This is a genomic window from Paenibacillus solanacearum (genome assembly GCF_910593845.1).
Classification (GTDB): domain Bacteria; phylum Bacillota; class Bacilli; order Paenibacillales; family NBRC-103111; genus Paenibacillus_G; species Paenibacillus_G solanacearum.
Map to the genome: position 1 here is coordinate 18,016 of NZ_CAJVAS010000007.1, position 14,761 is coordinate 32,776.

Annotated in this window: 13 protein-coding genes; 2 read left to right on the forward strand and 11 right to left on the reverse strand. The window is 56.7% G+C overall.

The window, feature by feature from the left end:
* Positions 1–217 precede the first annotated feature (217 nt).
* Both KXG62_RS10225 and KXG62_RS10230 read left to right on the forward strand, forming a co-directional pair.
* The gene (locus KXG62_RS10225) at positions 218–547 is read left to right on the forward strand and encodes a hypothetical protein (protein ID WP_218091856.1); all 330 of its coding nucleotides are present in this window, start codon (positions 218–220) and stop codon (positions 545–547) included.
* Entirely contained in the window at positions 544–1,008 is a 465-nt protein-coding gene (locus tag KXG62_RS10230; RefSeq protein ID WP_218091857.1) for a type II toxin-antitoxin system VapC family toxin, read from the forward strand. Before KXG62_RS10225 ends, KXG62_RS10230 begins: the two co-directional genes overlap by 4 nt.
* Positions 1,009–1,129: 121 nt before the next feature.
* Here the strand turns inward: KXG62_RS10230 and KXG62_RS10235 are convergent, their stop codons facing one another.
* The 11 genes from KXG62_RS10235 to KXG62_RS10285 all read right to left on the reverse strand — a co-directional run bounded on the left by KXG62_RS10235 (position 1,130) and on the right by KXG62_RS10285 (position 14,711).
* Positions 1,130–1,606, reverse strand: a complete 477-nt coding sequence (locus tag KXG62_RS10235; RefSeq protein ID WP_218091858.1) for an NUDIX domain-containing protein — start codon at positions 1,604–1,606, stop codon at positions 1,130–1,132.
* A gap of 70 nt (positions 1,607–1,676) precedes the next feature.
* Positions 1,677–2,480 carry an inositol monophosphatase family protein gene (locus tag KXG62_RS10240; protein ID WP_218091859.1) on the reverse strand — a complete coding sequence of 268 codons (804 nt, stop codon included), beginning with the start codon at positions 2,478–2,480 and terminating at the stop codon, positions 1,677–1,679.
* The gene (locus KXG62_RS10245) at positions 2,481–3,080 is read right to left on the reverse strand and encodes a DUF2087 domain-containing protein (RefSeq protein WP_218092023.1); all 600 of its coding nucleotides are present in this window, start codon (positions 3,078–3,080) and stop codon (positions 2,481–2,483) included. It abuts the gene before it with no gap.
* A 185-nt stretch (positions 3,081–3,265) separates the two neighbouring features.
* Positions 3,266–4,822 (reverse strand): right-handed parallel beta-helix repeat-containing protein, encoded by a 1,557-nt coding sequence (locus KXG62_RS10250; protein WP_218091860.1) that lies wholly within the window; start codon positions 4,820–4,822, stop codon positions 3,266–3,268.
* A 5-nt stretch (positions 4,823–4,827) separates the two neighbouring features.
* The gene (locus tag KXG62_RS10255) at positions 4,828–6,864 is read right to left on the reverse strand and encodes a heparinase II/III domain-containing protein (protein ID WP_218091861.1); all 2,037 of its coding nucleotides are present in this window, start codon (positions 6,862–6,864) and stop codon (positions 4,828–4,830) included.
* Position 6,865: 1 nt separating this feature from the next.
* Positions 6,866–7,918: an SGNH/GDSL hydrolase family protein gene (locus tag KXG62_RS10260; RefSeq protein WP_218091862.1), complete on the reverse strand. Its 1,053-nt coding sequence runs from the start codon at positions 7,916–7,918 to the stop codon at positions 6,866–6,868.
* 27 nt (positions 7,919–7,945) lie between these two features.
* Positions 7,946–9,280: an ABC transporter substrate-binding protein gene (locus KXG62_RS10265; protein ID WP_218091863.1), complete on the reverse strand. Its 1,335-nt coding sequence runs from the start codon at positions 9,278–9,280 to the stop codon at positions 7,946–7,948.
* A 181-nt stretch (positions 9,281–9,461) separates the two neighbouring features.
* Positions 9,462–10,868 carry an extracellular solute-binding protein gene (locus tag KXG62_RS10270; RefSeq protein WP_218091864.1) on the reverse strand — a complete coding sequence of 469 codons (1,407 nt, stop codon included), beginning with the start codon at positions 10,866–10,868 and terminating at the stop codon, positions 9,462–9,464.
* Between the two features lie 141 nt (positions 10,869–11,009).
* Positions 11,010–12,467 (reverse strand): discoidin domain-containing protein, encoded by a 1,458-nt coding sequence (locus KXG62_RS10275; RefSeq protein ID WP_218091865.1) that lies wholly within the window; start codon positions 12,465–12,467, stop codon positions 11,010–11,012.
* Between the two features lie 315 nt (positions 12,468–12,782).
* On the reverse strand, positions 12,783–12,968 hold the full coding sequence (locus tag KXG62_RS10280) for a hypothetical protein (RefSeq protein WP_218091866.1): 186 nt from the start codon (positions 12,966–12,968) through the stop codon (positions 12,783–12,785).
* 180 nt (positions 12,969–13,148) lie between these two features.
* Positions 13,149–14,711, reverse strand: coding sequence for a DUF3889 domain-containing protein (locus tag KXG62_RS10285; protein ID WP_218091867.1), 1,563 nt, complete (start codon positions 14,709–14,711; stop codon positions 13,149–13,151).
* Between the last annotated feature and the right edge of the window lie 50 nt (positions 14,712–14,761).

Genomic DNA, 14,761 nt, shown 5'->3' on the forward strand with positions numbered 1-14,761 from the left:
GTTCGGTAATGACCTTACAACACCAATCTACCGTAAAATGATGATCATCCTGTGGGCATTCCGTATCCGAAAGGTTAAATAAGTATGATCATTTCATGAATCGTCCGCAAACCGACATAAAACCCTACCAAATTTCGGTTTTGTGTCGAATGGTATAGGAAGGTGTCCCTGGCCGGTCCAGGCGCTGAACCATGTTGTGTTGAAGGGTGTGACGTCCGTGAACAATTCCAGGCATTTCGTACAGGGCCAGCTGAGGAGATGGAAATCCGCCGCATCCCAGCTGATCTCGTCCGGCGAGCCGATCTACGAATCGGAGAATGTCGAGCTGGAAGCCGACATTTATGACAAATGCAAGCAAATGGCAGAAGCAGAGCACACGACCGTGTCTTCGGTGGTCCATTATATTCTTGAACAATATTTTGCAGGGCGATCCCATGAAATGATGGTGCAGGCAACGATGGAGCAGAAAGAAAAAAATCCGCTGCTGCAGCTGGACGCGCTCGTCAAGCGCAGCGAAACGTTTCGAGGGGAGGAGTCCGGACTATGAGCGATACCGAAGTGAACTACCCGCAGGCGATCTTTTTGGAGCAATCGGCACTGACGGCGTTCATGAATCCGGAGGATCCGTACTACTTGAAGGCCAGATCGCTGTTCTTCGATCTGGACGATATGGACCGGCGCCTCGTCACGACCAACCATGTGCTGTTCGAAACGCATCAGTGGCTGCGCAATCATTTTGATTATGCGGATGCGCAGTTTTTCCTGAACACGATGGACAAGGCGGTACAGCAAGGGGTGCTCACCGTCATTTCCGGACGGCCGGAGCTCGAGCAGGAAGCGAAGCGGCTCATCCTCGAATTCCCGAACTATCAGTTCTCGCTCAGTGAGGCGCTGATCGCCGTCGTCATGCTGACGTACCAGATGAAGCGCATCTTTACGTTCAATCCGAACTACGGCTTCCTCGCGAAGCTGGACCGGGAAATCAAAGTGATCCCAAGCGTATGGTAGAAAATAACTCAATTGACGCACGAAGGACCTCAAGCGCCACTGTATTTTACAGCGGACGCCGAGGTCCTTTTTCTATTACTATTTTCTATTTCCGGAAGAATTCAGTTCTACTTGGGCCAAGTTAGCGGATTCGCTCGAGCCGATGCTCCTCGATAAGCTCCAGCGTCCTGGAACGGTTCGCGGCATACGCCACAATCTGGCTTGTTATGTTCGGGTACAGCACAATCTCGTGCAACTGCCGCAGCGGCACCCACTTGACGCCGCACTGATTCTCATCGGGCCGCTCCGGCATGCGCGGACGCGATCCATCCTTGATGCGGCAGTCGAACATCATGCTCAGGCTGTGCGTATCCCCGTACTCTCCATGATTGAAATGCGGCGCGTATTCATACACAAGGGCAATCGGCCCGACTTCAATATCGACGGAAGCCTCTTCCTTCGCTTCGCGAATCACAGCCTCCGTCACCGACTCTCCCGGTTCGGCTCCGCCGGCCGGCAAGTTGTAATGTATCCCGTTCTCGTCCTTAAATTCAATGAGCAGCACGGCATCGTGCTCGATGATGAGCGCGCATGCTCTCACCCGTATGTGATATGGCATCGATTCTCGCCTCCCTGCAGCGATTATACCATAATATGGAGAATCGAATGCATTGTTCAGCAGATTCGTCTTATTGCCCTTCCAATGCCGTGCGCACCATTTCCAGCATTTGCTCCAACCGGTCCGGGTGGCAGGCGACAATATAAGGCTCCGGGTTCATCCCCTCGAACGGGTTCCCTTCAAAATCGACGACGGCCGCCCCCGCTTCCTTGGCCATCAAAATGCCCGCGTACAAATCGTCGCCTTCCGAATTGTACAGGACAATGCCGTCCAGATCGCCCCGAGCCAGCATGCACCAGAGCAGTGCGGGCGCCCATAGGCGCAGCACCCGCTTGCATTTGGCGTCCAGCCCATGCTTGAGGCGCATAGCCTTGGCGTCTTTTTGCACCTGATGTCCCTGAATCCATCCCGTCGTGATCTTCGCCGCACCTGCGCCGGGACGCGCTTCAAGCGGCCGGCCATTCATGAACGCACCCTTGCCTTGTTCCGCGACATACACATGTCCCAAATGGGAATCGTAGATGACGCCGAGCACCGGGTGCTTCCGGTAAAGCAGCGTAATGGACACGCCGTATACAGGGAGGCCGATCGCGTAATTGTTCGTCCCGTCGAGCGGATCGACCAGCCAGAGCCAGTCGCCTTCCACCCCGGACCAGCCGGTCTCTTCGCTGCGGATTTGATGATCGGGAAAGCTCGCCGTAATTCGGCTCAATATTTCCCGTTCGGCGAGCAGATCGACCTCGGTCACCAGATCGCCATCGTCTCCTTTGCTCATAATTTCTTTTTCCTTCTCAAAATATTGCTTCGCCAGCTGTCCGGCGACCGTGGCCGCTTCCACCGCGACCTCTCTTGCCCTGCTTATGACGGACTGCATTTACTTGACATCCTCCCACCTGGTCCACATCGACTCCGGGTTCAGCTCGTAGACCTCATGCTCCCGATACATGAAATGATGCATAATCCATTCCCGCCGAATCGTGGCATAATCGTCGTGAAACTTCTTAATGAATTCGTTCAGTTCCGCTTCGGCGTACTTTTTCCCCTGCTCCAGCCCGGAAATCATTCGTCCCAGCACGATCAGCTTTTTCTTGTACTGCGCCGGAAGATGCTTCAGACGGCCATCCTTCGTAAAAAAGTTTTTTAGCACCGACGCCTTTAATTTCTCGTTCTCCACGGCCAGCTCCTCTTTTTCCTCCGGCTGCGCCTCGAATAAAAAAGCAACCGACGCCTTTGCGTTTTGCTCCAGAAAATAACGGTTCAGCTTGAAATAAATCGTATTTTTGTCCCGTCGTTCCTGCAGCAGCGCGGCTTCCCTCAGCTTCATCGCATGGTGGGTGACCGTGGCGGGAGAAAGCTTCAGCCGGTCCGCAAGCTCTTGGCCGCTCAGCTCTCCGCCGGAGAGCAATCGAAGCATGCGAATTCGGGTCGGGTCGGCCATGGCCTTATGGTACTGAACCATTTTATCGAGCTGAATCATAGATGTCTTAAGCCTCCTGTCCATTTATAACATTCGATATTAATCTAATTAGATATTATTCTAATTAAAAACTGATGTCAATCGAAAAGCTGCCGTTATTGCGATCCGTTCCGCAGCTGCCCGTATCAGATAAAAATGCAGGAAAAACACATTCCGTGTTTTCCTGCATTTTTATCTTCGTGCTATGGTTTACCGCTCACCGTATTGTTCTCGGCGACCGTACCGCTTCCCGCCTCCTGCTTGATCGCTTCCGTGTGGCCGGCCAGCGTATTTCCGGTAATTCGGGTATTCTGCGGATCGCCGGCGCCCAGCCCGTTATTGCTCGGGTCACCGCTATCATGAACGAGCCAAATGCCGACAGACTTCTCTTTCGTCTCGTTGCGGATGACGTTGTCCCGCACGGTCGTGCCAATGGCATGCTTGATCGTAATCCCGCTGCGCATCGGAACCGCGTCCGGCTCTCCGGAACCCGATATGATCTCGTTCTGCTCGATCAGCGTGTTCGGCGTGCCCATGATGACGACGATGCCGTCCATTGCATTGCGAATGACGTTATGGTGGATATGGTTGTTCGGCCCGGCTGCGCTATGATTGTTGGGCGGCGTTCCGCCGGTGTTGCCCGCGCCGACGCCAGCTCCTTTTTGCGTGCCGTACACCTCATTGCCGTATATTTCGTTATACGACTCCCCGTCGCCGTGCAAATCGATCGAATCGAGCCGGGTTCGGTCAAACGTATTGTTCCGCACCGTATTATGGTGCGCGGCATAACCGAGCAAGGCGCCGTGGCGCAGCGAGACGGTGCCGTCGAACTTGCTGTTCTGCACGACGTTGTAGCTCGCGTCCGCGACGGGGCCCTTGGCTCCGAACTTCGGCGTGCCGATGAACGTAACGCCGTAACCGGCGCCGCCACCGCCCATATCCGTCGCCTTGCGGAAGATGCAGTCGTCTACGACGACATCCTGCGCCTTGCTGATGCGGACGCCGGTGCGCTCGAACTTTTCGATCGCCAACCGCTTGATCCAAATGCTCGACGGCGCCGGTCCCGAGGCGGATTTGTCGATGTAAATGCCTGATTTGGGCCCGCCCCGCTGCTCGTTGTTCTTCTTGTGGTCCGTCGGGAACGCCCCTTGCCACGAAGAGCTGATCGTCAAATCGGAGATAACGATGCCGCTGCGACCCGTCATATCGATGACGGCGGAATTGCTGTGCGTGAGCAGACTGGCTCCTCCCGGCTGCGCCCGGTTGTCGAAGTCCGACACCAGCACAACGTCGTCCCGGCCTTGTCCGCGCACATTCACCCCGTTCTTCATGATCAGGTGGGCGGCGCGGTTGACCGAATCGACGCTTTTTAGCGCGTACACCCCTTTGGGGAAGTACACTTCGTCGCCCGGACGCGCCGCTTCCAGCGCACGCGCAATGGCCGGACGGTCGTCCTTGCCGTCGTCCGCCGGGTCGGCGCCGAAATCGACGACGTTGAGCGTCTTGCCCTTGACCGGATTCGGCTCCGGCAGCTTATGCTCCGTCCCATCCGGGTTCACAAGACCCGCTCCGACCGACGACAGCGGCATGGCCGGCTTCAGGTCCGCCTTGGCGACTGTCGTGCCGGACGCATCGGCAGCCGAGTCGGTCCGCTGCGCAGCCGTTGCCGCCGCAGGCAGCGGGGCAGCGGGAGCTGCGGCCTGACAGCCGCCGGCGACAAGCAGCAAGGAAGCGGCCAATAGCTTACGGAATGTCGTCAAACGATTCACCTCGGCATCACGGCGACGGACAATGCCCCGCCGTCCGAATCGGAATGGAGCGTATATACCCGGGACGCGCCGCCGGCGTTCACTTGAACCGCCTGCTTGCCTGCCGCGTCCTGCCCGAGCCAGATCAGATCAGCCGGCTGCGAACCGGCTGCATATACCGTTACAAAATCGGCATGCATTCCCGTTTGCCGGTGCAGCAATCCGGCGTACGGCAACGCCGGGTCCTCCGCCGTGCCGGGGACATGGGCAAGCCGCAGTTGCGAAGAAGGAAACACAAGTGTCGACAACGCGACAGCCCCGCCCGCTTCGCCGCTCATCCGCGTATGGCACGGCTCGCCAGCCTCGCCGTTATACGCTGAATGGACACGGACGTAGCCATACGGTCCGCTGTCGCTTAAAGGACCTTCCGCCTTCGTCCACTGTGTACCCTCTTGCGGTTCGAGCTGGCGGCTGTGCATCCACCAATCGATCGTATTCGCCTCCATCAGCTTCACTTGGAACCAGTCGAACAGCATTCCGTCCGCAAGCAGCAAATGCCGGTTCATCTCGCAGCCCTCATAAGCTCCGGCGCTCCGCATCCGGCAATAGGTCGAGCTGTCCGTCTCTTCGAACCGGACGCACTCCCCTTCATGCGCAAGCTGCGACAAGCCGCCGACCAGGACGGTGTTGTGGCTCGCCGTCGCGGCATACCATTGCTTGCGCATCGCCGAGCCGTAAGGCACCATACCCATATCCGGCGCCACCTGCACACCGCCGTACTCCAGCGACAGATGCAGCTTGTCGTAGTGCCCGTGCGAGCCTCCGTGCGAGCCGAAGTCGGCGCAGAACGCCAGACCGTCCTTCCCTCTGCCGACGGCAATGCCCGACTCCTGGAACAGGACGGATGAACGGGCCGGCCTTGCGCTTGCCTCGCTCCATTCGCCATCGCCGTAGAGTAAAGGTTCCAGCCCTGTCCGCTCCGGCGCACCGTTCAGCTGCCGGTACGCTTCGGACAGCACCCGCTCGTACGCCTGGCAGCCGAACCGGCTCATGCCCGCTTCATACACTTCGACGATTTCGCGGGCATACGGCCCCCGCCGGTAAGGCCCGTCATGAAGCGCCGGCAAAAAGCCGCTGTCGTCCGCAAGCAGCGCCGCCGCATCCAGCATGCCGCGAAGCGATTGCCCTTGCGCGCCTTGCGCTTCGGCAAGGTCGATGCCCTGCCGAAGCGCCATTTCCGCCGTAATCCAGTAAGCCCTCAGCACGAAAATATGGTAATACAGCGTTCCCTCATACTCCAGCTGATCCGCTTTGACACCGATCGTCAAGTGACGAATAAAGCCTGCTTCACCGTCCCGAACCAGCTCAGCCATGCGCTCCTGGTCGCCGGTCGCCGCATAAATGCTTGCCAGCGCGGCATTGAGCCATGCGGTGTAGTTGCTCTGCGGGCTTTGCCGGTCGACGACGAGCACCTTCCGGGCGCTGCGCATATTGTCCTCCAGCAGCTGGAAGAACGTCGGTAACGAGCCGTCTCCGTTGTCCGGGCTATGCCCGTGATCCGCAAGCAGCAGATAGGCGCGAATGAACGTCGTCGCCCAGATCGCTTCCGTCAGCGCCTGATGGAACGCGCGTCCTTTCAGCATCCACGGCTCGGCATCGGGATGAACCGGATAGCTCGGATACTGCTGCGCGTAGCGATGCAGCACGCTCGCGCTCCAGTCGGCATACCGCGCCTCCCCCGTACCTGCGTAGACAGCCGCCGCTTGCAGCGCAAGCCGCACCAGCGACTGATGCTTCATGACGAGCCAAGCGCCGCGATAAGGCTCGCCCGTCAGCGTGCAGCCCTTCGGGCAGCGGTATTGCTGCGCATCGTCCTCTTTGTCGTCAAACAATAGCTCCGTATGGTGCTCGGGACAAACGTATTGATGCCACCAGCCTCCCGGCTCCTCCGGAATGCGCGCCTGTTCCGCCATCACCGGCTCCAGCTCCGCTTGAAGCCGCTTCAAGCTTTCTTGCGCCCAGGAATAACGGGCAACTTTATGTCGAATGTTCATCCTATAGCTCCCCTTGTTCGCGTTGTGCTCTCAGTTGTTCGGCTATAGGCCGCATAATCCCGGCCAGTCGCTCTCCCATCAGCATGTGCCCGTAATCGGACGGATGGATCAAATCGCTGGTCAGCGCCGTGAAATCGGTCAAAATATCCGCTCCCTCCACCAGATGCAGCTGCGGATGCGCTTTGGCCGCCGCGTAATTGCGCAGCACATCGTTATAACGTTTCTCGTGATCGGTAAGCGCGTGCTTCGATTCATTGAAGTAGGTGGCGCGATTCGGGTAAATCGTCGTCAAAAACACCGGCTTGGAAGGATTGAGCGCAATCACCTGGTCCAGCAAATAGGAAGCCCGGATTTCGAACTGTTCCACCGTGAACACCGAGCGCATATTAACGCCGATTTCGAGAAAAGCGAAATCCCAGTCGCCCCGCGAAGCGATATGGTCGGCCACTGCCTGCTCGCACAGGCAGGAGCCGCTGAGGCCCAAATTCAGCACGTCGGCTTCGAGCCTGCGGGCAGCCTGCTGCACGTAGCCGTTGTAGTGGCTGACAGCGCCCGCTCCCTGCGTGATGGAAGAGCCGTAAGCGACAAACTTCAGCTTCGGCAGCTCCGACGCTGCCGGGGGCCGGACCTCATGGCCGAATGCATCGATATCATGGAAGACGGCGCCGAACCGTTCGAAGAAAATGCGCCACACGTTCGGGCTGAATGCCCGATTATGCAGGCGCTCGGGAGCTACCTCCGCGAACCGTTCCGGTTTTTCCAGCGTGATCGTTTGCATCGCCCCGGCCTGCAGTTGGTGCGCCGAATGGAAGAAATCGCCCTTGAACACCCAAAGCTTGCCGCCGGATTCCACGGAGGACAGCGTGACCCGGACGGTCCGGGCATCCGTCGCGAACCGGATTTCGCAGTTATTGGACTGTACCGCCCTCGTCCTTCCTTTATCTCCGAGCCCTTCGCGCACCGCTTTCGGGAAGCGCTGCAGCCGAAGTCCCGGAAGATGCTCCCGGCGCTCCAGCTCCGAAACGTTATGAAACAGTACATTGTTTACAATCATGGTTACCCCTCCACCGATCCGTTTTATTTATTTTTTCTGCTCCGCGGCAATCGCTTTATCCGCCCGTTCCGCAGCTTCGCGCAGCGCCGTATTCACATCTTTGCCTCCGGCGACTTCGACCAAGGCGGCGAGCATTTCTTTATCCGCAATCGCTTGATACTGCGTCTTAACCGTCGGCGCCGCGAATTTGGCGGGAAGATACGATTTGATGTTTTTCCCTTTCAAATACGGCTGACCCGCGCCAAAGCTTGCGGCCATCTTGCTGCCGTCCTTCAGGATGGACGAGTTGCCGCTCTTGACGGTAAACTCCTGGAACTCATCCGATGTAATGTACGCAAGCACCTGGAATGCCGCGTCTTTATTTTTGCTGCCTTTGGATATATAGAAGTAGTTCGGATACGACTGCGGGCCGACGCCCGGTTTGTCTTTAAATACCGGCAGCTGGACCATATCCCAGTTCATCGTATCTTTGAGCGTATTGGCCGTCGTGCTCAAAGATGCGTACATGGCGACATTCTGCTCTTTGTAGAAAGGATCGAGCTGGCTGGCCTGGCTGTATTTGTTGCCCACGAGCCCGTTGCCGGAAATTTTATAGAAGCGGGCCAGGTTGTCGAACGCCTGCTTGAAGTTATCCGACGTGAACATCGCCTTATACGACTTGTCGTCGATGTGAGGCGCGGACAGCTGGTTGAGCAGCATCAGATGCTGCACCGACATCGTCAAGCCTTTGTACGACTGCCCCCCATCGCTGCGGGTAAGCTGCTTCGCCAGCTCATAGGTTTCGTCCCACGTCATCCCTTCCTTCGGGTAAGGCACGCCGAATTTATCGAACAAGCTTTTGTTGTAGAACAGCGCTGCCGAAGTCGTGTTGACGGGCAATCCGTACATGCCGCCGCCGGCCAGCTGCTTCTGAATTTCGATCGTCGACGGCTCCAGCCTCGACAAGTCGTAATTGTATTTTTTGGTCAGCTCAGTGATGTCGTACTGCATGTCGTAGGCGAGCAGGAAATTGGAAGTCAACCCGATCGAGCTGATCATAATATCAATATTTTGTCCAGCCGTAATCATGCTTGGAAGCGTTTGCGGTCCTTCCTGCGGAATAAACTTCAGCGTATAGTTGGGGAACTTTTTCTTGATCATGTCGCCGTACGATTCCATGAACTTCTGATCCGTCCAGCCGTTGACCGTTACGTAGAATGTTAATTCCGCAGGAGTCTCGCTGACTTTCTTTGCCGCGTCGCCGCCTTTGTCTGCGGCGCTGCCCTGCGGACTGCCGGGTGATTTTCCGCCGCCGCTGCACGCGGCGAGCGATGAGGCGAGCAGCATAACCGATACGACGGCAGACCATTTGTTGAGTTTCATTGTAAATCATCCCCTCTTTATTGACTCGTATCTAACTCATAAATAACTATAACCCACGCTTGAAAGCGTAGTCAATATGAATTTCGATATTTTACGAGTCAGTAACGGGGTAAGTAAGAGGACTGCACCAAAAAGACGATCGCTCCTGCCGGAAGCGTATCGCCGCTGGTTTGACGCTTATTTAGCTGAGGACCGCCGGTGCCGTTCTTTTTTTGTTCAGCACGGTCTCCACGTTTTTGCAAAAGGCGTCGCTTTCCAAAAAGCCGGAAATATAGAGCAGCACTTCGCGTTGAATATCTTTGAGCTGCCGGTTTTGCAGCCCGAGGTCCTGGATAAGGCGGAACGTCGGAATAATTTCACGATACATGAAAAAGCGGGACGGACGGTATATTTGCTCTTCGCCCTGCCACTCGGACACGAGACGATGCGCTGGAATGTTGAGCGTCGTCCGGCGAATATGCAGCTGCGTTTCGTACGAGGCCAAAAACTGCACGAGCAGGTGCGACGCTTCCTTGTGCCGCGACTTGCTGTTCACGGCCAGTCCGCTGATCACAAGCAGCGTGTTGGAATTGACAAATCCGGGCAGCGGAGCCACATCGAATGACGGCTTCGCCTTCCTCAGCTCGTTGAGGAAAAAATACGTCGTCATAATGACCGATACTTTTCCTTCCAAAAACAGCGCCTCCACATCGGCGTTGCTCTCCGACAGCACCATCGGGAATATATCCGTTTGCGTGATCAGCTCCCGGCACATTTCCAGCCCGTCGACCAGCTTCGTCCCGCACATGACGTATTTGCCGTCGGTCCCCGGGGCGAAGGAGTCGCCGGTTTGCAGCATAAATACGGGCCAGCGGTTTCTAGACGGCAAATGAAAATAAAATCCGAACCGCTCGTTCTTGACCGCCAGCTTGCTGGCCTGCCGGAACAGCTCCATCCAGGTCCAGCTGCTGTCCGGCTCCGGCACCTTCATCTCCCGAAAGTGGTCGCGGTTGTAGCATAAGATGACCGGCGAAAAAATGAACGGCTGCACCAGCGTCTCGCCGCCCGACCGGAATGGCTCCGTCAAAAACGGATAATATTCATCCAGGACGGGCAGCGGCTCAAGCAGCGACGTGCTGTCGTTCTCCACGAAATCTTCGAAGTTATTGTTGTTGATCATGACGACATCGAGCATTTCCGCTTCCATATATTCCATGATTGCGTGCCCGTAACGGCTCGTCGGCAGTTCCAGCGGCTGCACTTGCACGTGCGGGTACCGCTTATGAAATTGCTCCAGCAGCTCGTCCATGCCGATCTGGTTGCCGGCATTGTTCTGGTATCCGAATCGGATCGTCGTTACTTGCTCGGGCGCCGGGCTCGTTACCCGGTTGCCGACCCGGGGAATTTTCACGATCAAGCTTTCCTGCACCAGAACCTCCAGCCCTTTGCGGACGGAGCTGTTGCTGAGCTGAAACCGGCTTTCCAGGTCGCTCTCCGACGGCAAATACGTATCGATCGCCAATTTGCCGGATATAATGTCTTCTCTAAGCGTATGTATCATTTCTTCCAGCCGCTCGCGAAAATGTTTGCGGCCCCGTTTCTTTTCCATACGGAAATCGTTGCACCTCGCATTCAGGTCATCCTGTTTGTAATCTTAAGCATATCGGAAACAAGCCGACTCTACAAGACATAAGCGTTAACACCAAAAGCCGACGACGGCGGAATGCCTCGTCGGCCCAGCAGGAACGAATTAATTGGAATACACTTCGAATTCATTCACATTCGCTTCATCGGAAGCCGAATTGACATACAGGCGAATGTACCGCGATGCTACCGGCGAAAACGTAATCGTCTTCGATGCGCCGATGGTCGTGCCGCTCGTGATATCGGTAAACGTCGTCCCGTCATTCGAAGACTGGAGCTTGAACGACGTAATATTGGGGAACGACGTTTCCTTGATGACGACTTTACCGTAGGTCTGGTTCGATCCGAAATCGATGCGCAGCCATTGCCCGCCGCTCGTTCCCGATGCCGAGGCCCATCTCGTGCCCGTCGAGCCGTCCACCGCTTTGGCCGCGGCATATGTAGCGCTCCACTCTGTGGACGCGGAGGCCGATTTGTTCAGCACCAGGTTGACCGATGTGGCGTACACCGAGCCGCCTTCGCCGCTCCATGTCATTTCCGTGAACGAAGAAGGGCTCGAGGAAGTCGCCGTATTGGAGCCCGAAGCGTATAAACCTCCGGAGACGCCGGTCATCGTGTAATCGGTAAACAGTTTGTTCGAGGTATAATTCGTATAGATCATGGCTCCCGCCAAATTGTTCCCCGTTACGCCCTTAAACTCCAGATTGCTTCCGTATGCAATGCCGTCGGACGCCGTTATTTTGCTTGTGCGGAACGCCTGGCCTGTCCCCGCATTATTCTTGACGGTCGTATCGATAACCTGGACATTGTTCGCACGCATGAACAGTCCGTTGTTGCCGACCGTCGATTCCGGCACCGTATTTTGAAAATCGACCGTACTGCTTACAACTTTAATGTGGTGGGTGCCTTCCTTAAAGTCGAAGCCGTCGTTTTTCGTTTGAATGGCGCTGCAGCGCAGGAACGTGATGTAGCCGCTTTGATCCGGATTCGGAGCCGTCGTCCAGTTTTGGTCGGCGTCGCCGACATAGAAGCCTTCGCCGAATTTCCCGCTTTGCCCGGTGTTTTGCGCCGTGCTGTCGCTGAACAGCCAATATTGGGCGTTCTTGCGGATTTTAAACCCTTCGGCCAGCGTGTTTTTGACCGTAACGTTCGTTACATAACCGTGAGACGCTTCGATGAGCAGCCCTTTGTTCGATTGCGAATTGGAGTTGATCGTGAGGTTTTCCAGCTTGTAATAATGGTGTTTGACATGAAAAGCGGCGTTCCCTGCGGAGGCGGTGAAGTTAAACGTGGCTCCGCTGCCCGTGCCGCGGATCGTGATGTAATTGCCGGCGGTCCCGTTAACGCTCGTGGCGATCGTCCCGTTCGACACCGTAAACGTCCCCGAAACTTCGATAATATCGCCCGGCTGCGCACTGGACAAGTAGCTTCGCAGCGTGGCCAGATCCCCTGCCGGAACCGTCTTCGTCGCCGCATACGCCGCCGGCGCGACGTGCCAGAGCGGCATGGCGATGAAACTGAACAGCAGCATAAGTACAATCGCAAACGATCCTTTTCTAATCATGGATATCCTCCCTCGTTGGGTTCGGGCCATGCCGAACCGTGCCTCATCCCATCGCGGACATCGGAGATCGGCCAATGGCGGTCTTCAAGTTTGCTTCGCAATAACGCCTCCTCGCAACCCTGTTTGCAGCTTATAGCAGCATTCCAATCATAGATCGGCAGCGCCGCCCTCCCTTCTCCAGCGAAAAGATACAATTCGAAAAAGCGCTTACATCAATAAGCTTAACGTACTTACCGAAAATCTGACATGCCGGATCCTCGCCACTTTTTATTGGAAATTAATGTATTTCATTCGGAGGCAGTTTGTGCCTGCGTGTTATCGGTCTTCATTAAAGCTGCGTCTATCCAGACGGATCGGCCGTTCGATTTCCGCGTAATTTTCCTCAATATCCCTCGCAATCGACTCCAGCAGATGCAGCGCCTCGCGCTCTTTCGGGCCGCTGCCTATCGATTCGATCAATGATCTCAAATAATCCAGCCTCGTTTTGGTGACGAACCGCATCCCATTTCCCTCCGCAACTGCATTTGACCTCTACTATAGGGTTCGAAGCGATGACCGGGTTTAAGGCGTTCCCCCGCACGCCGAGCGCTTCGGCTCTGCGGCGGAAGCCTGACCTCCGCCCGGTATGACTGTATCGCAATGGCGCAGCCATGAGGATACAGTCATCCGCAGCGAAGCGCATCAATGTGCCGATTCGCGAAACTTCACCGAAATGACCTTCTCTGTCGATGTTTCAAAACGAATATGGACGAATACACCGAATTCGCGGTTATCTTGCGCAAGCCACAGCTTGAACTGCTCTTCCGTGATGCCGGTCCCTGGTTTGCGGCGCCCGATATAGCGATAATCCTTAATTTTGGCGCCCTTATACCGGTCAGCCGTTTCTTTCACGGCCAGGCGCCCCCACTTCGCATAATCGGGCACCGCTCCCTCCGCAATGCCCGCCGCCGTACGCCGCGTATGGATGGCCGGTTCGTACCAGGCGAGCACCGATTCCCAGCTCCACGATTCATAGTACCCGTCGCCGCCGCCGATCCGGGCAATGTAACGCTTCGCTTCGGAACCGTCCGCACGGGCTGTCCATACTTCTCCGTGCTGCCGGTCCGATCGGACCCACGTGAGCCGCCCGGCGCCGGGCAAATATTGCGGGTCGAAATCGCCCGTATTCACGGGAGGCGATGTCAGCTTCACCTGGCTTTGCGCCTGGCCGGCCGCACTCTTGACCGACGTATCGACCCGGTACAGCGAAGGCAGCGGCCGCAGCTTCGGATCGTTGTTCCACTCGCTCTCGGCCGAGCGGGAGACGACAATCGTACGGTCGTCCACCCAAGTCAAGCCGCGGTCGACCGAGCCTTTGGGCGTATAGCTTTGCGGAAGAAACGACGGCAGCACCTTGATTCGCAGCCGTTTGTTCTGAGTCGCGATACGTCCCTCTCCTTCGATATAAGCGAGCTCACTGCGTTTGGGAGCCCACTTGAACCACTGCTCGTTGCGCAGCATATGTCCGGCCGTATGAAAGACGCGAGCGTCGGATGACAGCAGGCAGAGCGTGTTGCTGTCGGCCGACCACGAAGCGGTCGGTTCGGCGATGAAGGCGATCCATTTGCGGTCGGACGACCATTTGAACCTGCTCGTCGACACCGCAAAAAAATCGTCGTTCTCCGGTGGGAGCGAAAAGAGCAGCTTCATTCGTTTCCGGTCGAGCTTCGCGTCGGCAGGAACTTTGTACAGCTTCACCCCGGTCCAGCCGGTTGGAAGCAGCTGCGCGTCCGCGGAGACGAGAAAGCCGCTGCCGTCGGGAAGCCAGGAGAAGTTGCCGACGCCCAGTGAAACGTTGACAAAAGGCTCTGCAGCGTCTATTCGAATGTCGGACGTGTTCAGCACCCGATCGATCTGAAAGGCAATCGTGTTCCGGTCCGGCGCCCATTCGTAATGATAGCCCGCGCCGCGGTACACGGAAAGCGGCTGATTCGCACGGAGCGAATATATTCGCAGCTCCCGCTGCTCGTCCTCCCCTTCCGTATACGCGATAAATTCGCCGTCATGCGACCATTTCGGACTGGATGCCCGGCCTTCGTTCGTCAGCCTCCGCTCCTCTTCGCCCTGCTTCACCCAAAGATCGCCGTCCCGAATAAAGGCCGCTTTCAGCGCCTCCGGCTCGGAACCGGCATGCGCCGGCGCGCCAAAGCCGCCAAGCAGCATCGTGCATAATAGCGCCCAAATGACGGGCCGCAACATTTTCATCAGAATAAAATCCTCCTTTCGAAGATGCGGTACGCGGCTATTTTTTCCTC

Coding starts and splice junctions, on each gene's coding strand:
- KXG62_RS10230 (WP_218091857.1), top strand. CDS start 544: ATGAGCGATACCGAAGTGAACTACCCGCAGGCGATCTTTTTGGAGCAA.
- KXG62_RS10235 (WP_218091858.1), bottom strand. CDS start 1,606: ATGCCATATCACATACGGGTGAGAGCATGCGCGCTCATCATCGAGCAC.
- KXG62_RS10240 (WP_218091859.1), bottom strand. CDS start 2,480: ATGCAGTCCGTCATAAGCAGGGCAAGAGAGGTCGCGGTGGAAGCGGCC.
- KXG62_RS10255 (WP_218091861.1), bottom strand. CDS start 6,864: ATGAACATTCGACATAAAGTTGCCCGTTATTCCTGGGCGCAAGAAAGC.
- KXG62_RS10260 (WP_218091862.1), bottom strand. CDS start 7,918: ATGATTGTAAACAATGTACTGTTTCATAACGTTTCGGAGCTGGAGCGC.
- KXG62_RS10265 (WP_218091863.1), bottom strand. CDS start 9,280: ATGAAACTCAACAAATGGTCTGCCGTCGTATCGGTTATGCTGCTCGCC.
- KXG62_RS10270 (WP_218091864.1), bottom strand. CDS start 10,868: ATGGAAAAGAAACGGGGCCGCAAACATTTTCGCGAGCGGCTGGAAGAA.
- KXG62_RS10275 (WP_218091865.1), bottom strand. CDS start 12,467: ATGATTAGAAAAGGATCGTTTGCGATTGTACTTATGCTGCTGTTCAGT.
- KXG62_RS10280 (WP_218091866.1), bottom strand. CDS start 12,968: ATGCGGTTCGTCACCAAAACGAGGCTGGATTATTTGAGATCATTGATC.
- KXG62_RS10285 (WP_218091867.1), bottom strand. CDS start 14,711: ATGAAAATGTTGCGGCCCGTCATTTGGGCGCTATTATGCACGATGCTG.